General features: G+C 66.3%; 18 protein-coding genes. 3 read left to right on the forward strand and 15 right to left on the reverse strand.

Features of this window, described 5'->3' with window-relative positions; genetic code table 11:
* Nucleotides 1-116: 116 nt before the first annotated feature.
* The gene (locus Q7514_RS12415; protein ID WP_330133574.1) at nt 117-926 is read right to left on the reverse strand and encodes an SDR family oxidoreductase; all 810 of its coding nucleotides are present in this window, start codon (nt 924-926) and stop codon (nt 117-119) included.
* A gap of 92 nt (nt 927-1,018) precedes the next feature.
* Here Q7514_RS12415 and Q7514_RS12420 point away from each other — a divergent pair, with 92 nt between their 5' ends.
* On the forward strand, nt 1,019-1,858 hold the full coding sequence (locus Q7514_RS12420) for an SDR family NAD(P)-dependent oxidoreductase (protein WP_330133575.1): 840 nt from the start codon (nt 1,019-1,021) through the stop codon (nt 1,856-1,858).
* Nucleotides 1,859-1,870: 12 nt separating this feature from the next.
* On the opposite strand, the gene Q7514_RS12425 is transcribed toward Q7514_RS12420, so the two are convergent.
* The 12 genes from Q7514_RS12425 to Q7514_RS12480 all read right to left on the reverse strand — a co-directional run bounded on the left by Q7514_RS12425 (nt 1,871) and on the right by Q7514_RS12480 (nt 18,664).
* Complete coding sequence (locus tag Q7514_RS12425) at nt 1,871-3,022, reverse strand: acyl-CoA dehydrogenase family protein (protein ID WP_330133576.1); 1,152 nt, start codon at nt 3,020-3,022, stop codon at nt 1,871-1,873.
* A gap of 38 nt (nt 3,023-3,060) precedes the next feature.
* Nucleotides 3,061-4,575, reverse strand: a complete 1,515-nt coding sequence (locus Q7514_RS12430) for an acyl-CoA synthetase (protein WP_330133577.1) — start codon at nt 4,573-4,575, stop codon at nt 3,061-3,063.
* 67 nt (nt 4,576-4,642) lie between these two features.
* The gene (locus Q7514_RS12435) at nt 4,643-5,422 is read right to left on the reverse strand and encodes an enoyl-CoA hydratase (RefSeq protein WP_330133920.1); all 780 of its coding nucleotides are present in this window, start codon (nt 5,420-5,422) and stop codon (nt 4,643-4,645) included.
* Nucleotides 5,423-5,499: 77 nt separating this feature from the next.
* Nucleotides 5,500-6,330: an SDR family oxidoreductase gene (locus Q7514_RS12440; protein ID WP_330133578.1), complete on the reverse strand. Its 831-nt coding sequence runs from the start codon at nt 6,328-6,330 to the stop codon at nt 5,500-5,502.
* 4 nt (nt 6,331-6,334) lie between these two features.
* Nucleotides 6,335-8,287, reverse strand: a complete 1,953-nt coding sequence (locus Q7514_RS12445) for a hydantoinase B/oxoprolinase family protein (RefSeq protein ID WP_330133579.1) — start codon at nt 8,285-8,287, stop codon at nt 6,335-6,337.
* Complete coding sequence (locus Q7514_RS12450; RefSeq protein ID WP_330133580.1) at nt 8,284-10,386, reverse strand: hydantoinase/oxoprolinase family protein; 2,103 nt, start codon at nt 10,384-10,386, stop codon at nt 8,284-8,286. The genes Q7514_RS12445 and Q7514_RS12450 overlap by 4 nt, the downstream gene beginning before the upstream one ends.
* 196 nt (nt 10,387-10,582) lie before the next feature.
* Nucleotides 10,583-11,239 (reverse strand): SRPBCC family protein, encoded by a 657-nt coding sequence (locus Q7514_RS12455; protein ID WP_330133581.1) that lies wholly within the window; start codon nt 11,237-11,239, stop codon nt 10,583-10,585.
* The gene (gene cutA, locus Q7514_RS12460; RefSeq protein WP_330133582.1) at nt 11,236-13,728 is read right to left on the reverse strand and encodes an aerobic carbon-monoxide dehydrogenase large subunit; all 2,493 of its coding nucleotides are present in this window, start codon (nt 13,726-13,728) and stop codon (nt 11,236-11,238) included. Before cutA ends, Q7514_RS12455 begins: the two co-directional genes overlap by 4 nt.
* Nucleotides 13,725-14,387: a (2Fe-2S)-binding protein gene (locus Q7514_RS12465; RefSeq protein ID WP_408016088.1), complete on the reverse strand. Its 663-nt coding sequence runs from the start codon at nt 14,385-14,387 to the stop codon at nt 13,725-13,727. The genes cutA and Q7514_RS12465 overlap by 4 nt, the downstream gene beginning before the upstream one ends.
* Nucleotides 14,388-14,395: 8 nt before the next feature.
* The gene (locus tag Q7514_RS12470; RefSeq protein WP_330133584.1) at nt 14,396-15,310 is read right to left on the reverse strand and encodes an FAD binding domain-containing protein; all 915 of its coding nucleotides are present in this window, start codon (nt 15,308-15,310) and stop codon (nt 14,396-14,398) included.
* 87 nt (nt 15,311-15,397) lie between these two features.
* Complete coding sequence (locus tag Q7514_RS12475; protein ID WP_330133585.1) at nt 15,398-16,837, reverse strand: uracil-xanthine permease family protein; 1,440 nt, start codon at nt 16,835-16,837, stop codon at nt 15,398-15,400.
* Nucleotides 16,838-17,002: 165 nt separating this feature from the next.
* Nucleotides 17,003-18,664: a helix-turn-helix domain-containing protein gene (locus tag Q7514_RS12480; RefSeq protein WP_330133586.1), complete on the reverse strand. Its 1,662-nt coding sequence runs from the start codon at nt 18,662-18,664 to the stop codon at nt 17,003-17,005.
* Between the two features lie 239 nt (nt 18,665-18,903).
* On the opposite strand from Q7514_RS12480, the gene Q7514_RS12485 reads away from it, so the two are divergent.
* Complete coding sequence (locus tag Q7514_RS12485) at nt 18,904-20,091, forward strand: CaiB/BaiF CoA transferase family protein (RefSeq protein WP_330133587.1); 1,188 nt, start codon at nt 18,904-18,906, stop codon at nt 20,089-20,091.
* Here the strand turns inward: Q7514_RS12485 and Q7514_RS12490 are convergent.
* The gene (locus tag Q7514_RS12490; RefSeq protein ID WP_330133921.1) at nt 20,084-21,466 is read right to left on the reverse strand and encodes an amidase; all 1,383 of its coding nucleotides are present in this window, start codon (nt 21,464-21,466) and stop codon (nt 20,084-20,086) included. The genes Q7514_RS12485 and Q7514_RS12490 overlap by 8 nt on opposite strands.
* Nucleotides 21,467-21,625: 159 nt before the next feature.
* Between Q7514_RS12490 and Q7514_RS12495 the strand changes: the two genes are divergently transcribed.
* Nucleotides 21,626-22,816 carry an MFS transporter gene (locus Q7514_RS12495; protein ID WP_330133588.1) on the forward strand — a complete coding sequence of 397 codons (1,191 nt, stop codon included), beginning with the start codon at nt 21,626-21,628 and terminating at the stop codon, nt 22,814-22,816.
* Here Q7514_RS12495 and Q7514_RS12500 read toward each other — a convergent pair.
* Nucleotides 22,776-23,672: an alpha/beta fold hydrolase gene (locus tag Q7514_RS12500; RefSeq protein WP_330133589.1), complete on the reverse strand. Its 897-nt coding sequence runs from the start codon at nt 23,670-23,672 to the stop codon at nt 22,776-22,778. The genes Q7514_RS12495 and Q7514_RS12500 overlap by 41 nt on opposite strands.
* Nucleotides 23,673-23,719 lie beyond the last annotated feature (47 nt).

The raw sequence follows: 23,719 nt of genomic DNA on the forward strand, positions 1-23,719 counted from the left end.
GGTGGAGGCACGGTCTGATCTCAGGACTCGGTCGGGGTCCAGCCGACGAGAGTGCTCATCCACCAGCGGCTACCAGGTATCAAGTCTGCCGGATCGGCCAGGCTTGATACCTCCCATTAGCCGACGGTGATGTCGGCGAGCAATTCGTCGACGCGACGACGTGCCCGTTCCACGACACCGCTTCCCGGCGCAGCGTGAACGCGTCCCGCCTCGATCGCCGCGAGAGCGGACTCCGCGACTTCGCGAGGTGTGAGGACATTGCCTCCGCCGATACTGCGCATGGATCGCTGCGCACCGCCGGTGGGTAACGAGATCGCGCCGAGCGCAGCGGAGTTCACACCGAGCGCAGTGTCGACGAGGCCCGGGCACAGCACCGTCGCACCCAGCCCGGGAGCGGCCTCCTTCAGCTCGATATCGAGGGTTTCGGTCAATCCGACGACCGCGTGCATCGTCGCGGTGTAGGGCGTGCGACCGGACAGCGGAGCAAGACCGCCCGACGACGCGGTGTTGAGGAAATGGCCCGTACCCCGCTCGAGGAACAGTGGCGCGAAAGCCGTGATTCCGTGGATCACACCGCGCACCTTGACGTCGATCATCCGCTGCCATGTCTGCGCGCTCTGCTCCCACAGTGGCGCCGCCGGGCACACTGTTCCCGCGTTGTTGCAGACGAGGTCGACGCGTCCGTACACCTCCATCGTCCGCTCGGCGAGCGCACGAACGGAGGACTCGTCAGCGACATCCGCGAGCACGGCCGTGACCTCACCGCCCATGCTCTGCAGGGAGGATTCCGCTTCCACCAGACCGTCCGACCGAATATCGGAGATCACCACCGAGACACCTCGGGACACGAGGGTTTCCGCGAGGCCGTACCCGATCCCACTCGCTCCGCCGGTGATCACGGCGACTTGTCCTTGTTCGATGTGCATCGGGGCTCCACCTTCTTCATCGATTTCGGCCTCGACCGGCCAGGGAAGCCGGCGACCTTGATTCACCAGCCTTCGGAAGTATAGTTCTGCATATGGAGAATACTGTTCTTGGCCAGGTTGCACTCGTTACCGGAGCCAGCCGAGGCGTCGGAGCGGCCGCGGCCCTCGCACTGGCCGATGCCGGCTACGCGGTGGCCTGCGCCGCCCGGTCCACGCGAGACAACCCCCGCCGCACCCCCGGCACGCTCGACGACATCGTCGACACGATCCGGGCCCGAGGAGGTACAGCGATCGCCGTTCCGGTGGACCTGTCGGACCGCGAGCAGGTCGGTGTCATGGTCGAGCAGACCGTCGCGGAACTCGGGCGGCTCGATGTCCTCGTCAACAATGCGGGCGTCACGTTCGTCGGCGACATCGACATCCCGTTGCGTCGGCACGACCTCGTGATGGCGATCGACCTCGACGCTCCGCTGATCGCAATCCGCCACGCCGTCCCGCACCTGCGTGCAGCCGGAGAGGGCCGCATTCTCAACGTGTCCTCACTGGCAGCCCTCAAACCGGTACCGGGTCTGATGTCCTACGGGATCGCCAAGGTAGGTCTCGAGCGGATGACAGTCGATCTCGCCCGCCAGCTCGCGGCAGACAACATCGCGGCAAACTGCTTCCGCATCGACTCCCCGGTCGCATCGGAAGGCACGCTGGCCAACCTTCCGGACGTCGACCACAGCGACTTCGCACCGAGCTCCGAAGCAGCGGAGGGCATCCTCTGGATGCTCGATCAGCCCACTGACTACTCCGGGCAACTCGAGAGCATGACCCACCTCGCTCACCGCGAGGGGATCATGCCCACGGCGGCCTCGCGACCCCTGACCCCGATCGAAATGTTCACCGGTGTCCACGACGACCAGCCGAATGTATTTGTCGACGGGTGACTCTCCGGATCCCTACAATGACCGTGCGATAAGGGATTTCATCACTTCGTTCGCGCCGGCGTAGATCCGCTGAACCCGTGCGTCCTCGTACATCCGCGCGATCAGGTACTCGCGCATGTACCCATATCCGCCGTGCAACTGCACGCATCGGTCGATCACTTCGCACTGCTTGTCGGTGAGCCAGTACTTGACCATTGCGGCGTCGGACGCGTCCAGCTCTCCTCGCAGGTGCTTCTCGATGCAGTAGTCGAGGAATACACGGCTGGTGCGCGCGATGGTCTGGCACTCGGCGAGTTCGAATGCGGTGTTCTGGAACTCGAACAGGCTGTGCCCGAAGGCCTCCCGCGCCTTGGTGTAGCGGACGGTTTCCTCGACCGCGCGTTCCATCGCACCCGCGGCCTGCGCGCCGATGATGAGTCGCTCCTGCACGAGCTGTGCCATGAGCTGACCGAATCCGAGACCTTCGGATTCGCCGAGCAAGTTCGATACGGGTACTCGGACGTCGACGAACGACAATTCGGAGGTGTCGGCCGCATGCTGGCCGACCTTGTCGAGCACACGGCCCACCGAAAACCCTGGGGCGTCGCGGAGATCGACGATCAGCAGCGACACGCCCTTGGCACCGGCCTTCGGATCCGTCTTGACGGCGAGGACGATGACGTCGGCCGACGAGCCGTTCGTGATGAACGTCTTGCTGCCGTTGACCACGTAGTGGTCGCCGTCGCGAATCGCGCTGGTCTTGATCGCCTTGAGGTCGGACCCGGCGGTCGGCTCGGTCATGCCGATCGCGCCGAGGATCTCGCCGGTGGCCATCCCTGGCAGCCACGCCCCCTTCTGTTCTTCGGTGCCGTACTCGAGGATGTAGTGCGCGACGATGCCGCTGTGCACCGAGACGCCGAATGCGAGGTCGCCCGAGTACCCCTGCGCTTCGAACACCGCGAGGTCGTGCGCGAATGTCCCTCCCCCGCCGCCGTATTCCTCGGGCACCGAGCACAACAGCAGGCCGAGCTCGCCTGCCTTCGACCACACCTCGCGATCGATACGACGCTGCGCGTCCCACTTCTCGGCGTGTCCCATGACCTCGCGTGCGAAGAAGTCGCTCGCGAGTTCGTGCACGGCGCTCACTTCGTCGTCGTACCACGCGGGCACATGCTTGTTCACCATGGACTGTTCCGATCTTTGTGGCCGAAGGCGATGGACTATTACGAACGCAGCTCACGCTTGAGGAGCTTGCCGCTCTGGTTCCGCGGCAGGGTGTCGACGAATCGGACCGCCTTGGGCACCTTGAACGGAGCAAGCCTCTGCTTGACGTGGTCGATGAGCTCACGCTCGGTGGTGGACTGTCCGTCCTTGAGCACCACGACCGCGGTGACGGCCTCGATCCATTTCTCGTCCGGGGTGCCGATCACTGCGACCTCGGCGACCGCGCTGTGCAGATAGAGTGCGTCTTCCACCTCGCGGGACGCCACCAGGATGCCCCCGGTGTTGATGACGTCCTTGATGCGGTCGACCACCGTGATGTAGCCCTCGGTGTCGCGCGTGACGAGGTCGCCCGAGTGGAACCAGCCGTCGCGGAACGCTTCCGCGGTGGCCTCCGGATTCTCCCAGTAGCCGAGGCACAGCTGCGGCGACCGGTACAGCACCTCACCCGGTTCACCGTCGGGTACGTCGTTGCCGTCGGTGTCGACGACCCGGGTTTCGACGAACAGGATCGCCTTGCCGCACGACGACGGCCGTGCCTCGTGATCCTCGGGTCGTAGTACGCACGCGAGGGGGCCGATCTCCGACTGGCCGAAGCAGTTGTAGAAGGCCAGGTCCGGATAACGTTCGCGTAGCCGGTTCAGCACCGTGACCGGCATGATCGACGCACCGTACTGGGCCTTGCGCAGCGACGACAGGTCGCGGGTGTCCAGATCCGGGTGGTTGGCGAGCGGCACCCACACTGTCGGTGCGAGGAAGAGCGATCCGACCGACTCCTCCTCGACGATGCGCAGGATCGCCGGGATGTCGGGTGCGGGCAGCAGGCGGATCGTCGCCCCGATCGCCAGGTACGGGAGCATGAACACATGCATGGCCGCCGAGTGGTACAGCGGCATGCAGATGAGCGGGTTGTCGTCGGGTGCGAGGTCGAGCGCGACGATCGACGACGTGTACTCGAACACGAGTGCACGATGGGTCATCATGGCGCCCTTGGGCTTCGACGTTGTGCCGGATGTGTAGAGCAGTTGCACGAGATCGGTGTCGGCCACGTCGGCCTCGACGACGGGGACATCCCCGGCGGAGGCGAGTGTGAGCAGCGAGTCGTCCGTATCGCGCAGACGTAGGACGATCCGGGCGGGTACGTCCGGGAACACCTGATCGACGTTCGCCTGCAGGGCAGGGTCGACGAGTATCGCCCGGGCACCCGACTGCCCGAGCAGGTAGCTCAGTTCCTCGCCGCGCAAGGCGTAGTTGATGGGTACGTGCACCAAGCCCGCCCGGGCCGCGGCCAGGTAGCCGATGACATAGGCGTCGGAGTTGGTGCCGTATGCGGCGACGCGATCTCCCGGGCCGAGCCCGAGCGACAGGAGGTGTGCAGCAGCGCGCGACACCGCATCGTCGAGTTCGCGGTAGGTGACCGTGCGGTCCTCGAACCGCAGTGCGACACGATCAGGGAAGCGTCCGGCAGAGCGTCGGACGATTGCATCGACGGTGCTCGAGCGGGGATCGGGGCTCATATCGACGAGGTTATAGGACGTCCAACAATCGGTCCAGACCCAGCTGTCGAGCGGGGCCGGAAATCCCTCAACGGCCCTGCCACACCGGCGCCCGCTTCTCCACGAAGGCCGTCATGCCTTCCTGTGCATCGCAGATCATCGCGTTCTGGGCCATCGTCTCGCCCATCGCCTCGTACGCCTGATCCTGAGGAAGGTCGATCTGCTGGTAGAACGCTTCCTTGCCGATCTTCAACGTCGCAGGAGAGGCGCCGACGATCTTCGAGGCCAGCTCCGTCGTCGCGGTCTCCAGTCCTTCCGGGTCCACGACGAAGTTCACCAGACCCCAGTCCGCGGCGGTGTGTGCGTCGATCGTCTCGCCGGTGAGCAGCATCTGCAGTGCGCGCTTGCGTCCGATTGCGCGGCTCACCGCAACCATCGGTGTCGAGCAGAACAGACCGATCTTGACGCCCGGAGTACCGAACACCGCGGTCGACGACGACACCGCGAGATCGCAGGACGCGACCAGCTGGCACCCGGCCGCGACCGCCGTGCCCTGTACCGAGGCGATCACCGGTTGCGGGACCGACTGCACCGTCTGCATCATCTCGGTGCACGTATCGAAGACGGCCCGCTCTTCCTCGAGTGTGCGACCGATCATCTCCCGCAGATTGTGTCCGGCAGAGAACACCGGCCCCTCGGCCCGGATCACGATCACCCGAACTGCGGGTTCGGCCGACAACGTCTTCAGCCCGAGCGTGACCTCGCGCATGGCTGCCACCGACAGCGGATTCCGCTGCTCCGGACGGTTGAGGGTGAGCACACCGATAGCGGTCGGTTCGTCGACCGCGATCAGCACGGACGCGGGCAGGGTCTCATCGGCAGAGCGGCCGTTCGCGTGGTGATCCGTCACAGCCCTTTCCTACACGACGCGAGCGGAGAAGAACCTCACATCGCACGGACCAGCTCGGCAACGCCGAGGGGCGCACGCCCCAGGAGCCCGCGTAACTGCGCACTTCCGGCCACGAACCCGTGGCGGTCGTAGAAATCGAACATCGCTGCGAGACGCGTGCGGGCGTCTCCGCTCAGTGACTGCGCGTACCGGTCCTCCCACTCGGCGACCGAGATGCGGGTCGGGTTCATCGGGCGGAGCGCTTGCTCACACAGCTGCCGGACACCGATCGCCTCGGGTCCGCCGAGTTCGTAGGTGGCGCCGTGATGGACGGCGGCGCCCTCGACCAGAACGCGCGCCGCCGCTTCTGCGACATCGGCGAGCGCAACGAACGAGAACGGCGCGTCGAGGTCGTACGGCACCTCGAGGGTGTCCACCGACCCGTCGAGTACAGCACCGAAGTTCTCCGCGTACGCACAGGGTTGCAACACCGTCCACCGCACACCGCCGAACGTGTGCAGCATGTCCTCACAACGCGCCTTGTCGAGATGATGGGGCATCTCGGGTGTGTACGGCCACGCAACGGAGTGGTAGACGACGTGTTCGACACCCGCCTCCACGGCAGCGACGAGAACCCGTCGCAGCAATGCCGGCTCGTCGGGGTGCACGTTGGGCGCGATGAAATACACGCCCCGACATCCCGACAGTGCGTCGATCAGACCGGCGCCGGTCTCGAGATCGACGGCCCGATCGCCCGTCCGCCGGGCGGTATGCACCACCCGGCGGACGGACGACCGCCCCGCGAGGGCCGACACGAGTGCGGTGCCCGTCTTCCCCGCAGCGCCGATCACTGCGAGATCGCCGCCGGAGGCAGGTGCCGAAGCCACGGTCTCAGTTCCCGATGAAGTCGTACTCGGCGAACTTCGCTCCTCCGGAAAGCCTTTCGTATCCGGGTCCACGATCGAAGAACGGCTCTTCCGCGGCGCGACCCGTTCGCATCCGGGCACGCAACGCCTCGGTTGCTTCGGTGTCCGCAGCCGGGCTGTCCACCGCGCCGCCCTTCAGGACGACACCGTAATCGTCGCGGGCACCCTCGACGGACACCTTGCGCCACAGGACATCCCGAACGACCTCGTCGACCGGCCGATCGAGCGGGTCGCCCCAGCCGCCACCACCGGTCGTGCGGATCCGGACCACTTCGCCGGCCTTGATGGGTTCGGCGTCGGTGAGTGCGTCGAATTCGCGCTCCTCGGCAGTGCCCGGGTTCAGGACGACGGAGAACGAGCGCCCGGCCTTACCGCCCTTGACGCCCCAGCACGCGAGGATGGAGCGGTCGGCGATGGACATGAAGTGCGCATCCTTGAGCATCCGGATGTGCTTCTCATATCCCAGACCACCGCGATACCGTCCGGCTCCGCCGGAATCGATAGCCAGAACGAGCTTTTCGACAATGAACGGGAATCGGCTCTCGGTGAACTCCGTCGGCAGATTGCGGGAGTCGGGCACCACGTGGATGGTGTCTTCACCGTCTGCATAGTTGCGTCCGCCGGAGCCACCGCCCAGCACCTCACGCATGAGGTACGAGTGGCCTTCGAAGTCCTCGCCGTACACACCGGTGTAGCGGATCGTCTCCTGATCGGCGGGCATGTTGCCGTCGACGGCCTTCGCGACCACGCCGGCCAGCACACCGAGCAGCCGCAGGATCACAAACGTGCGGGCGTTGGTGGGCGCCGGGAAGATCGGTGTGATGAGCGTGCCCTTCTCGGGGAACTTCATCTCGATCAACGGCACGACACCCTCGTTGACGTCGAGTTCGGCCATGCGTTCCGGGGTGTCGGCCAGGTTGCGGAGGATCGGGGCGAGCCACTTGATGAGGAAGTTGCCGTCGGCGTAGTCACCGCAATGATTGATCGGCCCCTTCGCCTGGGGTCCGGTGCCGGTGAAGTCGAGGATCAGGCGTTCCCCGCCCTCGTCCTCGGGGCCCGTCTTCGTCAGGGTGATCCGCTGAACGTGCAGCATGGGTTCGTCCACGCCGTCGTGTTCGGCGTAGTCCTCCCAGGTGTACTCACCCCTCGGGATCTTGCTGAGGATCTCGCGCCGGTAGGTCTCCGTCGTGGCATCCATCATCGCGTCGAAGCAGGACTCGACGGTCTCCACGCCGTACCGCTCGAACAGTTCCGTGAGGCGACGCGCACCCATGAGGCACGCCGAGCATTCGGCGTCGAGGTCTGCGGCCAGCGCGTCGGGTGTCCGCGAGTTACGGGTCATGATGCGCAGCGCCGCCTCGTTGGGAACACCCTGGTCCCACAACTTGATCGGCGGCACCATCAGGCCCTCCTCGAACACTGTGGTGGCACCCGACGGCATCGATCCCGGACAGCAACCACCGATATCGTCGTGGTGACCGAACGCCTGCACGAATGCCACGACCTTCGGCTCCGTGTCACCGGAGCGGGTCGCGAAGACCGGCACGGTGACGCACAGGTCCGGCAGGTGGCCGATGCCGCCTTCGGACAGGTACACGTCGTTGTGGAAGAAGACGTCTCCCGGTTTCATGGTGTCGAGCGGGAAGTCCCGCGCCACCGGGTGCACAAGAGCCGAATACGAACGGCCCGTGAGCTTGCGGAGGTTCCGATCGTGGATGCCCGCACGGAAGTCGTGCGCATCTCGGATCATCGGTGATCGCGAGGTTCGCGAGATCGAGGTCTCCACTTCCATCTCGACACTTGCGAGGTAACCGGCCACGATCTCCACGAGTACCGGATCAGGTGAGGCACCGTCGGCGTCGGTCAGCCGATAGGGCTTCGCCGCCTGCGCTGCGGCGGAATCGAGGATCGCGGTCATCGGTTCGCTCCGTTCGTGTCGGACGTCTTGGTGATGCGGATGTTTCCGAACGCATCGATGCGCGCGCGGAAACCGGGGTGGACGGGAATGGTGGAGCTGAACTCCTCGATCACTGCGGGACCGTCCAATTCGTCGCCGGCGCCGAGCAGGGCGCGGTCGTAGACCTGGGTGGTGACCCACTCGTCGAAGTACGCCTCGCGGGTGCCGGTCACAGCGACGTCGGCGCCGCGGCCAACGGCGATCTGCTTCAGTTCCGGACGCTTGATCGGCCCGATACCGCTCACGCGGAGATTGACCCACTCCACATGCTGATGCGGGTCGCCGCAGAAGTCGTAGCCGTAGAGTTCGCGGTGGGCCTCGTGGAATCGCGCGGCCGCCTCGTCCATCAGTTCCTGGGTGACAGGCCCGTCTCCGAGCGGAACCCGCACTTCGAATGCCTGTCCGAGATACCGCAGATCGGCGGAGCGCGCGTAACGACGCTCGTCGGGAGCGAACCCTTCGTCGGCGAGCGCGCGCTCGGCCTCCACGGCCAGCGCGTCCAGCCCGGACTGCAGCTCCGCTACCTGCAGCCGGTCGTGCCGGCTCACATGTGTCTGCACGTAATCGTTGCGGACGTCGACGGTGAGCAGGCCGAACGCCGAGACATTGCCGGGGTTCGACGGCACGAGCACATCCTTGAGACCGAGGATGTCGATGAGGCGGCACGCGAGCAGCGAACCGGAGCCCCCGAAGGTGACCAGTGTGAAGTCTCGGACGTCGAGACCTCGTTTGACGGTGACCTGCCGCAACGCATTCGCCTGGTTCCACGCTGAGACTTCGAGGATGCCCGTGGCGCACGCTTCGAACTCGAGACCCAGTCGGCGTGCGAGTTCTTCGACACCTTTACGGGCGAGTTCGGTGTCAAGGGGGATCTCACCACCGAGCAGGTGCGGCGGGATGCGGCCGAGCAACACGTGCGCGTCGGTGATGGTCGGCTCGTCGCCGCCCTTGCCGTAGCACAGCGGACCGGGGTCGGCGCCGGCCGATTGCGGTCCGACACGGAGGGTGCCCTCCGGAGTCATCCACGCGATCGAGCCGCCGCCGGCTCCGACGGTGACCACATCGATCATCGGGATCTTCGACGGGTACATGCCCACTCGGCCCTCGGTGGTGAGCGCCGGTTCGCCGCCGACTACCACGGTGACGTCGGTCGAAGTACCGCCGCCGTCGCACGTGAGCACCTGGTCGACCCCCGCGACGCCCGCGATCAGGGCGGCACCGAGCGCACCTGCCGCAGGCCCGGACAGGACCGTCGTGATCGGCTGATTGACGACCTCTTTCGCCGACAGCACGCCGCCGTTCGACTTCATCACGTAGAACGGGATGTCGCGCGATTCGCCCTCGAGCGAGGAGAACTCTCGCAGACGGTTCGCAATGTTGCTCACGTAGCTGCGGATGTTGGGTTTGACCGAGGCGTCGACGAGCGTCGTGATGGACCGCTCGTACTCCCGATACTCGCGCAGCACCTCACTGGAGATACTCACGGTCGCGTCGGGGTACTCGTCGAGCAGGATGTCGTGGACGCGGCGCTCATGTTCCGGGTTCGCGTACGAGTGCATCAGGCACACACCGATGGTGCGTACCTCGCTGTCCCGGAAGAACCGGGCCGCGGCGCGGACATCGTCCTCGTTCAGCGGGCGAATCTCTTTGCCCTCGAAGTTGAGTCGTCCACCCACCGTGCGGACCCGGTCGGCCGGGACGATGCGGTCGGGCTTGACCCAGAAGTAGGAGTTGCCGTAGCCGTCCGGAACGGACTGACGCGCGATCTCGAGGACGTGCTCGTAGCCCTCGGTGGTGATGAATCCGAGGTGTCCGACCTTGCCTTCGAGCAGTTTGTTGGTCGCAACGGTAGTGCCGTGACTGACGGCCCCGATCGCATCGCCGGTCTCGCCGAGCTTCGCGAGCACCTTCTCGACGCCGGCGAGGAAGCCCACCGCCGGGTCCGACGGGGTGGACGGGGTCTTCGTCGTGACGATCGCACCGGACTCGTCGTCCACGGCCACGATGTCGGTGAATGTTCCGCCGGTGTCGATACCGACCCGAATCTTCCTGGATCCCACACTTCCTCCTGGGTTCGTTTCGCCGGTTCCTGCCTGACTCTTGGTGATATTCCACCCGCTGCGCGACGCCGATTCTTTGTCACATATCGCCGAACTCACCGCCGCAGGTTGGGGGGCCGTGTACCTCCCGCCGCAGATGCAACGACACCCCAGGTCCACAGACCCAGGGTGTCGTCGTATTCGTGCCGGCCGGCCGCTATCTGCGCGCGAGAATCGCGCCCACGACGACACCGGCGAGAGCGATGCCGGCACCGACCCCCACGGACGTGAGCACCGTGACGCCCGACGTACCGCCGCCGGTGCACGCAGGCACTGCAACCGCGGGAACCTGCCTCGTCGACGCCCCGGCCACGTCGGGAACCGCGGCCGGAATCGTCTCCGTAGGAGCTGTCTCTCGGGTTACGGCTTCCGGGATTCCGTTCGCGATCACCCCGTCGATACCGTTGAAGAACACACCGGCCATCTTTTTCGCGACACCGGTGATCATCCGCTGGCCCACGCCACCCACCATGCCGCCCACGACCGCGTCGGCGTCATAACTGAGGACCGTGCCACCGTCACGTTCTTCGAGCCGGACCGTCACGTCGGCCTTCACCGTTCCCGGCGCTCCCGAGCCTGATGCGGTCATCACGAACGAGTCCGGCCGATTCTGCTGGGACAGAAGCACTTCGCCGTCGTAGGTACCCTTGATCGACGCGACGCCCGCGGTGATCGACAGCTTGTAGTGGTTGTCGCTGATCTGTTCGAGCGACTGCACACCCGGGATGGTGGCCGCGAGGACACGGCCGTCCTGCAGGCTGTCGTACACGACATCCGGCGGTGCCAGCAGTTGTGCAGTACCGGCGATTCTCATTCGTTCTCCTTGCTTCGGGTCGCCGCGTGGGTCAGACGCAGCTCGAACAACTCCGAGGGGGAAATCGGCATGGACGTGATCGGGATGCCCTCTGCGTCCTCGATCGCGGCGGCGATGACGGCCGACGTCGGTATCACGCCCGCCTCGCCGGCGCCCTTCATACCTAGGGGGTTGAGTGCGGACGGAGTCACGGTGTGGTCCATCTCGAGGGAGTCGGGCATCTCGGTGACGAACGGCATCAGGAAGTCCATGTACGACGCGTTGAGCATCTGACCGTGCTCGTCGTAGACGATCCGCTCGTACAGCGCACCCCCGATGCCCTGGGCCACCGCGCCCATCACCTGACCTTCGACGATCCGCGGGTTGATCACGTTGCCGCAGTCGTGCACCACCGCGTACTTCCGCACGTGGATCTCCGCGGTCACGGGGTCGGTTTCGACGATTGCCGCATGGACACCGGACGCGAAGGTCGATGTGGGCGGCGAGTAGTAGCCGGTGGCCTCGAGTCCCGGCTGCTCCCCTTCGGGGACGGGCGGCACCGTCATGTCGGTGTCGGCCTTGGCGAACCCCGTTGCTTGCCGGGATGCATCGTCGAACGCGTACCGCAGCGGGTTGGAGAGCACGGCGACCACTCCGAGCGGAATCGACGTCCCCTCCGCGCCGGGTTCGGTGCCGGCGACACAGACGTGTCCGCCGCGCAGTTCCAAGGTTGCCGGGTCGACGTGCAGGTGTTCGGCGGCGATCTTCTTCGCCTTCTCCGCCACCATCTGTGCCGCGACGTGGAAGGCCGATCCGGACATGACCGCGCCGCGCGAGGCGAAAGTGCCCACGGCGTAGCCGAACCGGCGGGTGTCACCGGTGACGATCTCGACATCGGACACAGGGACCCCGAGATCGTCGGCGACGATCTGCGCGAACGACGTCTGATGCCCCTGGCCCTGGGTCGTCAGGCCGGTTGCCGCCTTGATCTTTCCGGAGGTCTCGACGAGCACGTGCGCGCCTTCGTACGGGCCGGGTCCGGTGCCTTCGACGTACGCGCCGATACCGATGCCGACGGTACGTCCGTCGGCCTTCGCCTGTTTCTTGTACTCGGCGAAGCCGTCCCAGTCGATGAGTTCCTTGAGCTTGTCGATGCCGGCCTGGTAGTCGCCGGTGTCGTAGATGAGCGGGCGGCCGTCCTGGAAGGTGAGATGGAAGTCGTACGGCATCTCCTCTGGCCGGATGAGGTTCGCCTCCCGTACCGCGATGACGTCCTTGCCGAGGTACTTCGCGATCGCATCCATCGACCGTTCCATCGCGAACACCCCCTGCGGCCGGCCCGCACCACGGTAGGGCGTGACGATGACAGTGTTGGTGTACAGCGAATAGGCGTCCACCCGGAACGATTTCGGCTTGTACGGGCCGAGAACCTGAGTGGAGGTATTGAGGATGACGATGATGCCGTACGGCAGGTAGGCGCCGTTGTCGTGCCAGAGGGAGAAGTCGAAGGCCAGAAGCCGGCCCTCGTCGTCGAACCCGATGGTCACCTCGTGAACCTGCCCGCGTTCGTGCGCGCTCGAGATGAAGTGTTCACGCCGGTCTTCGACCCATTTGACCTCGTCGGAGATGCCGGCCTGCCCGAGCCTGCGAGCTGCCCACGTCACCATCACTTCTTCGGGCCACGGGTGCACGATCTTCACACCGAAGCCGCCGCCGACGTCGGGGGCTATGCAGTGCACCTTGTTGTGAGCCAATCCGAGCCTCGCGGCGATCGCGGCACGCGCGGAGGTGGAGGTCTGCGTGGAGGTCCAGAACGTGAGGGCCTTCTCGTCGTCGTCCCAGCGCGCGTAGACGCCCTTGCCCTCCATCGGCATCGACGCCGACCGCTCGATCTCGAGATTCAGCGTGAGGCGGTGTGGCGCAGCCGCGAGTTCGGCGTCGACGTCCCCGAAACCGTGCTGCAGGTGTGCGGCGACGTTGTCGGGCACATCGGGGTGGACGCTGTGCTCGGCCCGGCGGGACACGTCGATGCCCACCACCTCGGGCAGCGTCTCGTAGGTGACGTCGATGAGGGCGCATGCGTCCTCCGCGATGTACCGGTTGTCGGCGACGACCATCGCGATGGCTTCACCGACGTGGTTCACTTCGTCCTTCGCGAGCGGATATCCGTTGCGGGGAGCGGTGATCGCCGGATGCGGAATCAGCAGTGGCAGATTTTCCGCCATCTCCGGGGTGTCGTCGACGAGATCGTCGTATGTGTAGATCGCGTGGACACCGGCCACGTCGAGGGCGGCGTCGATATCGATGCCGGTGATGCGGGCGTGGGCGTGCGGTGACCGGACGAAAGCCGCGATGAGCGCGCCTTGCCCCAGGTCGTCGAGGTAGCGGCCCTGGCCGCTGAGAAGACGGCGGTCCTCACTACGCGGGATGGGCTTTCCGAACGACTTACCGTCCTTGTCGGCCAGGAGGTCCGCTGCGGTGCTCGCAACATGGGAAGTGGTGGCGTTCATACGGGTCCCGCCTTTCCATCCACCGGATGGGTGGTGCCGCGGACTTTGCCGTCGAGCGAGGCGCGCGCCGCTTCGTCGTCGGGCCCGAGCGGTGATCCCCCGGCGCGTTCCCGGGTGATCTCGGCGGCACGGAGGACTGCGGCGCGGATGTTCTGGTACCCCGTGCACCGGCAGAGGTTGCCCGCAATCGCCTCGGTCGCTTCTTCACGGGTGGGCGAGGGATTCTCCTCCAGATAGGCGGCGATCGTGGTGACGAAACCCGGTGTGCAGAAACCGCATTGCAGACCGTGGCAGTCGACGAAGGCCTGCTGCACAGGGTGCAGTGTGCCGTCGGGTTCGACGAGACCCTCGACCGTCGTCACCGAACGTCCTTCGAGACTCGCGGCGAGGACGAGGCAGGATCGGACAGGTTTGCCGTCGAGCAGCACTGTGCATGCACCGCACACGCCGTGCTCGCATCCGACATGGGTGCCGGTCTGTCGCAGATGGTGCCGGATCGCGTCCGAGGCGAGCGTTCGGGACGGCAGCACGACCGTCTGTGTCACCGCATTCAGTGTGAAGGTCACCGCCACGTGCTGCTCGCCGGTCTCGGCCTCCAGGTCGTTCACCTGCTCGTCGAGGGTGCGTACCGGCGCGCGCCCCCTTGCGCCTCGCGGCATCGTGCTCGTCATGATCGTCCTCCTGTCGGCATCGGCATCCGCGTCCCGTCGTGTGCGGCGTCCTGTGCGGCGGCGAAACCGACTCGCCCTGTCAGTGCCGCGACCAGTTGTGACCGGTAGCGGGCGGTGGCGTGGATGTCGGCGTCGGTCTCGACGTTCTCGCGTGCGATCTCTGCGAGTTGCTGCCACAGGGGGTCGCGGTCGTCGGTTGCCGATGCTCCGCGCAGGGTGTCGCTGTAATCGACGACCTGCCCGAGCTCACCTGCGGACACGTAGGTCATCCGAGCGCCCACGACGAAGCCGTCCTCGACCTCCACCTGTGCTACCACACCCACGAGTGCGTAATCGCCGTGACGGCGGGCAATTTCGTCGATTGCGGTGCCGACACCGGGCCGGGCCGGTGGCACCGTGACACTCGTCGCGATCTCGTCGGGCCCGAGAGTGGATTCGAGCGGACCGGCGAACAACCCGTCGGCCCTGATCTCCCGTACCCCACGCACCGATCGCGCCGTGAGTGTGCCACCGAGCAACGCCAGCACGGCGGGCATCTCCGCGGAGGGGTCGGCGTGGACGATCGACCCCACCGTGGTGCCGCGGTTGCGAATGGTCGGGTGCGCCACCAGGCGCAGCGCCCGGCCCAGGAGCGGCTGCACCGTCGCCGCCGATGCGTCTGCTTCCAGTGCGCTGTGCGTGACCAGGGCATCGAAGGTGACCCCCAGCTCCGGCGACGCCGTCACCGCGTCGAACCGCGGTATCGATCCGATGTCCACGACGTGTGCCGGCGCGGCGAGCCGCATCGACAGCAGCGGTACCAGCGACTGACCACCGGCGAGCACCTTGCCCTCAGGGGTGACCCGCGCAAGCATCTCGCAGGCCTCGTCGATCGACCGGGGCCGGTGATAGGTGAGTGGCGACGGTTTCATTCTGTAGATCCTGCCCGCATCGTGCAATCGTTGATTGGTGAAGAAGTGACAACGCTCACGTCCATTCTCTGTCAAAAGTAATCGGCGTCACGCCGGCTGTTCCACCCGCTCCCGGGTGGTTCCCCCGTCGGGGTCGGTGTCGGGTTCACGATCCGCTTCGCCACTACCGCCGGCGGGACCTGCGCCGTCCTTCGGGGCGATTACTCGACACACGTGGTAGAGAACGATGACGACGATGGTGCCGAGCGCGATACCGCTGAGCGAGAAGGTGTCGGTGAAGCGCAGCGAGGTGTCGCCGATCGCGATGATCAGGCCCGCCGCGACCGGCATGAGGTTGAGCGGATTGCCGAAATCGACGCCGTTCTCCTTCCAGATCTTGGCGCCGAGAAGGCCGATGATTCCGTAGAGGACGACGGTGATTCCACCGAGCACACCTCCGGGAGTAGCCGAGATCACGGCACCGAACTTCGGGGAGAAGCCGAGCAGCATCGCGATCACACCGGCGGCGGCGTACGCCGCGGTCGAGTACACCTTCGTCGCTGCCATGACTCCGATGTTCTCCGCGTACGTGGTGGTGGGCGAACCACCGACACCTGTCGCCATCGCGGTGGCGAAGCCATCCGCCGCGAGGGCGCGTCCCATCATCGGGTCGAGGTCGGTCTTGGTGATCTCGGCGACGGCCTTGACGTGACCGGCGTTCTCCGCGATGAGGGCGATCACTCCGGGGAGCACAAGCACGATGAACGTGAGACTGAACGACGGCGCATGGATGCCGACGATTCCGTTCGCCTCGTCGGTGAACGGCGGCAGGCCGACCCACGACGCCGACGCCACACCATCCCAGTTGACGCGGAAATGCTCGGTGACGGCACCGGCGGTGGCGTCGTACGACGTGATCGGTCCGGTGACCAGGTCGAGGACCCACGAGAGCGCGTAACCGAACAGCAGCGACAGGAAGATCGCGACCCGGCCGAGGAATCCGCGGAGTACGACGCTGGAGACGACGAGCACCACCATGACGATCAGCGCTACCCACTGATCCTGCGGCCAGTAGGTGCCGGCCACCACGGGGGCGAGATTGAATCCGATCAGCATGACGACCGCACCCGTGACGACGGGTGGCAGCACCTTGAAGACCACCGACCCACCGAGGAAGTGGATCGCCACGCCGATGGCCGCGAGGACGAGGCCCGACACCATGATCGCGCCCGTCACCTCCGCGCTGGTACCGCCCTGCGCATGGATTGCGGCAATGCCACCGACGAATGCCGCCGAGGTTCCGAGATAGCTGGGGATCCGCCCTTTGACGACGAGCAGGAAGAACAGCGTGCAGAATCCTGAAAGCATCACCGCAAGCTGGGGATTGAGCCCCATGATGATCGGGAAGACGAAGGTGGCCCCGAACATCGACACCACGTGCTGACCACCGAGTCCGATGGTGCGGCCCCAGGTCAACCGTTCGTTCGGCGCGACCACCTCCCCCGGTTCGATGGTCTTTCCGTCTCCGTGCAACGTCCATATGGCCATGGCGGACCTTTCAGGAAGAGAGTGTGGTGCCAAGAGAGTCGACGTGGATTGTTACGGTTGTGTTGCCGCTCACACATGCACCCGGATAGGCGGAAACGTTAATTGAGAGGGGGCGTTCCAGGGTGGGAACAATCTGCCAGTGCGGGAGGGCAGATATTGGCAATATTAGGAATTGATCCCGCGCATGGCGATGATCTTGAGAGCGAGTGAGAGGTCGAGACGCAACTCTGGATGCGCGGTGAACAGGCCGAGCATCTTCTCGAGCTTCGCGACCCGGTATCGTAACGTGTTGTAATGAAAATGTAACTGGCGCGCGGTTTCTGCGATGTTGATATTCGTCGCGAGCAGCACTTCGAGGGTGCGTCGCATGTCCTGGGCTTCCGCGGTGTCGTCGGTGAGCTCCTTGAGCGTCTCCCTCGCGAACGACTCGAGTTCATCGGTGTCCTCGACGAGACTGAGCAGCCGGTACACACCGAGGTCGTCGAAGTGCGTGACCGCCCATGCCCCGGATATCTTGCGCCCCACTTCGAGTGCGGTTCTGGCCTGGCCGTAGAGCGCCGGAAGGTCGGCCGTCGAGGACGCCGCCCTCGACACCCCCACTCCGAACGGACGGCGTCCACCGCCCCCGGCACCTCGCACCTGCGCGACGAGTTCGTGCACGAGTGTCATGGTGTCGCTCCCCTCGCCCATGATGATCACGATCTCGGTCGCGAGCGCTGTCACGGCGGCTCCGGGGTCACGCCCCGCAACGGCACCGACGAACGCCCTCGCCTGCCGCTCGACGACAGGCAGGCGCGCGGGCGCAGGCGGCGCATCGTCGTCGACGACGTCCGGCTCGACAGCAACGACCACCATGGGCCGGTCGAGATTCCAACCGAACATCTGCGCATGCACGATGACCTGCTCGGGATCGCCACCGCGCCCGCGCAACAGGTCGCGGACGAAGTTGGCGCGGTGCTTCTCCTCGACCGCCGACACTGCCAGTTCCCTACTCACCACGAGCGCACACACCGTCGCGGCCTGCTCGACGAGGTACAGGTCCGCACTCGTGAGAGTGCGCCCCGGACAGAACAGTACGAGTCGGCCATGGTCGATGCCGTTCGCCGAGATCGCTGCGATCGCCACGTACTCGTCGTCGAAGCGATGCAACCCGAGCCCGCCGTCGAGGGAATCGGTGCGGACCCGGCCCGTCGGGTCGAGCGCCGCAGTCGACGCCAGCCAGCAGAAATCCGCGTCCGTCCCGGAACGGCAGGTCTGCCGACCATCCGGGGTGGTGATGAGCACTGCTCCGCCGAGGCTCTGCGCGACACCGTCGGCGAGTGCTTTGTGTCCCCCGCCCGCCATCACGATCTCGAGCAACCCACGGCGTAGATGATCGGCTCTCAAGACCGAGTCGACCTGCGTTTTCGCCATCTCCGCGAGACCGTGTGCGAGCTCGTGGCCGGCAACGATGTCGCCGGGGGTCGTCACGATCGGAAAGGCGACAGCGTCCGCGATGCCGTCCGGAAGCGCGCAGCCTTCGTCGAGCCGCACGACGAGACCGGCGATCTCGTTCCGCGCCAACCGCGCCGTGAAATCGCCGATCGTTCCTCCAAGGCGCCGGAGCACGGTGGTCGAGGTGACGAGAAGCTGGTTCGGACGCAACCACGGGCCTATCTCCGGAAGCATCATCACGGCGATGCCGGTGACGTCGCGGGCGGTTGCCACGTCTCCCGCGATCACCGCCGGCGCATCCAGAAGTCCCGACGCAACGACGTCGACGAACGGAGTCGGGGCGACGATCGCGTGATGAGAGCAGCCCGAGTCGGCTTTCGGGGAGGCTTTCATCTTCCGCACCGTCACAGCAACACCCGTTCACCTGCCAGTCGTTCATCCCGCGGGCGCGAGACCATGACCATAGATTCCCGAGACAGCGCCGTCAACACCGACACCCACAGGGGTGGCCGACACCGACGTCAGACGTGAGACCGGGGAGCACCAGCCACAGAATACGCCGAAATCATGGGCATCCACTTGTACATTGTCGCCGTCGCGGTGTGGTACCCCACTGGACCATCGTCGTGACGATGAAGCCTCTACTCCACGGTGTCCGCGTTCTCGATCTGTCCCGAGCCCTCGCCGGACCGCTGTGCACCTCACTGCTCGCCGACTTCGGCGCCGACATCATCAAGGTCGAATCCATCGGCGGGGGCGACAGCTCGCGCCAGTGGCCTCCGTTCGACGGCTCCGACAGCCTCTATTTCGCATCGGTGAACCGGAGCAAACGGTCTGTCGCGCTCGACATGCGCACAGACGAAGGTCGGAAACTGCTGCACCGCATGGCTTCCGATGTGGACGTCATCGTCGAGAACTTCCGGCCCGGGGTGCTCGCCGCAATGGGACTGGACCAGGACACACTGCGGCGCGACAACCCCGGCGTCATCGTGATGAGTGTCAGCGGTTTCGGCCCCACCGGGCCCGACCGATTCGCACCGGGCCTCGACCAGGTCGCGCAAGGGATGTCCGGTCTCATGTCCGTGACCGGCGGCGGCGACAACACACCCATGCGCGTCGGCGTGCCCATCATCGACACGGTCTCGGGAATCTATGCGGCACTGGGTATCACCGCCGCACTCGTCGCCCGGTCACGCGACGGTGAGGGCCACCACGTGCAGACATCTCTGATCGAATCGGCCTTGTCGATCATGACTTTCCAAGCGCAGGACTATCTCAGCACGGGAAGGGTTTCCGAACCCAACGGGAACACCCACCCGACCATCACCCCGTACGGCTGCTTCGACACCGCCGACTACCCGATCATCATCGCGACCGGTTCCGACAAGCATTGGGAAGCACTGTGCGCCGTCCTCGGCGACCCCGAGCTTGCGGAGCGACCCGACTACGCCACCGGCGTATCCCGCCTCGAACACCGCGACAGGCTCACCAAGGAACTGCTCGAACTACTGTCACACAGGTCGGCGGCCGAATGGGTGACGGCGATGCGGTCGGCCGGAATTCCCTGCGGTCCAGTTCATTCGATCGACCAAGCCTTCGCCGATCCACAGGTGCAGGCGCTGGACATGGTGCAGACGGTGACCACGCCCGACGGCAACGATCTGCCGCTGTTGCGCGGGCCGTTCTGGGTCGATTCCGAAACACTGCCGATTCGGAATGCGCCGCCGATGGTCCTCGGTCAGGACACCGACGCGGTACTCGCCGAATTCGGTGTCGGCGAAGCCGAACTCGACGGATTGCACCGGGCGGGGGTCATCTGACCCGGGCGACCCGGCACAGCCGCGCTGCCACGGCCAGCGCGACGTGTTCGTGGAACGGGCGGGCGACGAGCTGCACGCCGATCGGCATGCCGTCGCCCGTCTCTCCCACCGGCACCACCAACGACGGAAATCCCGCGACACTGATAGTGCGGCAACTCGCCAACGCCTCCTGCCAGGTGAGGGAACGCCCATCCACATCGAACCGATCGCACCCGAGAAGCGGAGCGCCGATGGACGCAACCGGAAGCACCAGAAGATCCCCCATCTCGGCGAGCAACCGCTGCACGAACCGGGTGCGGGTGACCCACAGCTCCTCGACCTCGGCACTGGACTCGGCGCGTGCCGCGGACAGCATCTGCCGGATGCTCGCGCCGAACATGTCCGGCGCGGACGACGCGATGATGTCGGCGTGCGTCTGAGTTGCCCGCAGTCGTCCGAACAGGCCGTTGCCCTCACCGAGCGCCGACCCTCCGTAGCGGCGCGCACCGAGCCTGCCCGCCACCTCCGTCACGGCCGCGACGATGTCCGCCGCGACCGGCACGGTTCCTTCACCGGGCGCCCACGTGAGGTCCAGCCGATCCACATCCACGGAGGCCGGATCGACCCACGCGATGTGCGGCTCCGAGACCACCCGCAGGACGAGGGCAGCCTCGTTGAGGCTGCGCGCCATCGGACCGATGGTCTGGAGCGCGCCGTGCACGGTGACGGGATTCGCCAGCAGGTGATCACCGGCGACCACCCCGGGATACTGACCGTCGGCGCAGACCCGGCCTGCCGTGGGCCGGATCGACGCCAGGCCTGTGCAGTGCGCGGGCCAGCGCACAGACCCGCCGAAGTCCGTGCCCAGCCCGAGCACGCTCATACCCGAGGCGATCGCAGCCGCTTCCCCGCCGCTCGAACCGCCCGGCGATCGAGGCAGATCAGCGGTTCCGAGGGGATTCACCGTAGGTCCGAACAGCTCGTTGTCGGTGAGGCCGGACGTGCCGAACTCCGGTGTGTTCGTCTTCCCGATCAGGATCGCCCCTGCTGCCTTCATCGCCGCCACCGCAGGTGCGTCGACGCCGGGCACATTATCGGCGAGAGCCCGCGACCCGGCGGTGGTGCGAAGACCCGCCGTGGTGACGAGATCTTTCACGGTGAACGGGACCCCGGCCAGCGGACCCGGTGGCTCGCCGCACGCGAGCCGGTCGTCGAGCACATCCGCGGCGCGGCGGGCCTGCTCGGTCGCGACGGTGACGATCGCGTTCAGCTGCGGATTTCCGTCGTCGATGTGCGCGAGATGCTCCTCCACGACCGCGCGCGCCGAGACTTCTCGCCGGTGCACCGCACGCGCAATCGCGTGTGCGTCCGCACCGACCCAGGTACCCGTCCTCACACGACCGTTCGTCTCCACGAGTCCTCCTTCGCTCCGATGGACGTGAACGCTAGGTGTGGGTCGGTGGGCTCGCCAACGTTCAGTGTCCACAGGATCGCGCACGCCAGGCTGTGAAGAGTTGATACGCCGATGTGTGGGCACACCTGACAGGATCGGTCCATGTTTGCGCCGTGGGCCCGTCTGTCGTTCGCTGTGTTCGCGGTGAGCTGGGGCGCCAATCAGTTCGCCCCCATGCAACTCGTCTACCGCGAGCATCTCGGTCTCGGCAGCGGGTCGTTCACCGCCATGCTCGGCTCTTACATCCTGGGGCTGATTCCCGCGCTGCTGTACTTCGGCCGGGTCGCCGATCGGATCGGCAGGCGTCCGGTGATCCTCGCGATGGTCCCGGTGAGCATCGTGTCGTCGGTGGTACTGCTTCTCGGCGCCGAGTTACCGCTGTTGCTGTATCTGGGCCGGGTCCTCGCCGGCCTTGCATCGGGGATGGCGTTCGGCGCGGGCACCGCCTGGATGAAGGAACTGAGCGTCGACGCGGGCCCCGGCGTGGGTGCGCGGCGCGCCGCGGTGTCACTGTCGGCGGGATTCGGATGCGGAGCATTGTTCGCCGGGCTCATCGCACAGTGGCTGCCGGCGCCCGAGGTGCTGACCTATGTCGTGCACATCGCGCTGATGGCAGTGGCTCTGGTGTTGGTGTGGCCGGTCCCCGATGGCCACGTGCCCCGAACCGAGCAGGGTTCGTGGCGGCTGTCCATCTTGTCGAACCCGCGGTTCCGGTGGGGTGTGATGCCGTGGGCCCCATGGGTGTTCGGCTGCGCCACAGTCTCATTCGTCACTCTGCCGCCGCTCGTATCCGACAGCGTGAGCGAGGTGTCCATCGCATTCACCGGCATGATCGCCGCGCTGACCTTGCTCACCGGCGCCCTGATCCAGCCGTGGGCGCGGCGCATGGCCCGACATGACGAGACCCTCGGTGTGCGGCTCGGGGTCGGGATCGGCGTCCTGGGATTCGCCGCGGGCGCCGGTACCGCATACACCGACGGGCCGTGGTCGGTCGTGGTGATCGTCGCCGCAGCTGTTCTCCTCGGCGCAGGCTACGGCATCCTGCTCATCTCAGGCCTCGTCGCAGTGGAGCACATCGCACCTGCCGACGAGTTGGCCCAGAGCGTGGCAGTCTTCTACTGCCTGATCTATCTCGGTTTCGCGGTGCCGTTCGTCATCGCGCTCGCCGCTCCGCACATCGGATTCGGTGCGTGTTTCGCCGCTGCCGCGGTGCTGATGTGTGCGGCGCTGATCTTCGGTCGCCGTGTCCGGATCAACCCGCCGGGGCGAGCGCACCGTCGCGCACACGTGTGAGCAACCGGCCGACTGCTCCCGCGACCGCGTCTGCGCTTTCGGAGAGCACGCGGTGTCCTGCGCCGGGGATCCGGACCAGTTCGGCGCCCGGGAGGTGCGAGACGATCGCTTCCGAGTGGGTGATCGGCACGAAACGGTCGGCGGTTCCCGCTGCCACCACGACGGGCACTGCCGCGAGTGCCCCGATCGCGTCGTATTCGTCGAGCACCGCGAACGCCGCGAGCAGCCGCGACCAGGTGACGACGGACGTCTCGTTCGCGAGCACCACGCCGAGCATGCGCAGCCACGAATCCTCGGAACGTCGTCGCCCGAGCATCGTGCACACGGCGCCGCCGGCCCGCTTCGAGCGCTCCATGGTCCGCGGTGCACGTGCCACCGCGCGATGCAGGAACGACGTGGCGGGATGTCTCAGATACCGGCCGACCCCATCGTCGGCGAGCCCACCCGCGGCCGTCGACACCAGCGCGAATCCCACGATCCGGGGCCCGATCGTCGCAGGCTGGAGTCGTGCATAGGCCAGCGACACCATGCCGCCCATCGAGTAACCGGCCAGCACTACCGGGCCGCGCGGCACGAGCGTGCGAAGGACGGCGTCGAGGTCGCGGGCCAGCTGGTCGAACGTGAACGACTCGACATCACCGATGCCGGAACGGCCGTGTCCGCGCTGGTCGTAGCGCACGGTTCTGACCGCAGGCGCGCCCAGTCGCTCGCCGACGCCGGTCCAGCACGCCGAGTCCTGACAGTGGCCGTGCACGAACACGACGGTGAGCTCGGCATCGGCCGGACCATCCACATATGCGGCGAGTGGCACACCGTCGTCGGCGGCGACGGTGAACCGGGAAGGTGAATCGAACATGAACAACTCCTCGAGCGACCTGCTCGATTATTCGTGTCCTCGTTCCC

This window comes from Rhodococcus artemisiae (assembly GCF_036327795.1).
Taxonomy (GTDB): domain Bacteria; phylum Actinomycetota; class Actinomycetes; order Mycobacteriales; family Mycobacteriaceae; genus Rhodococcus; species Rhodococcus artemisiae.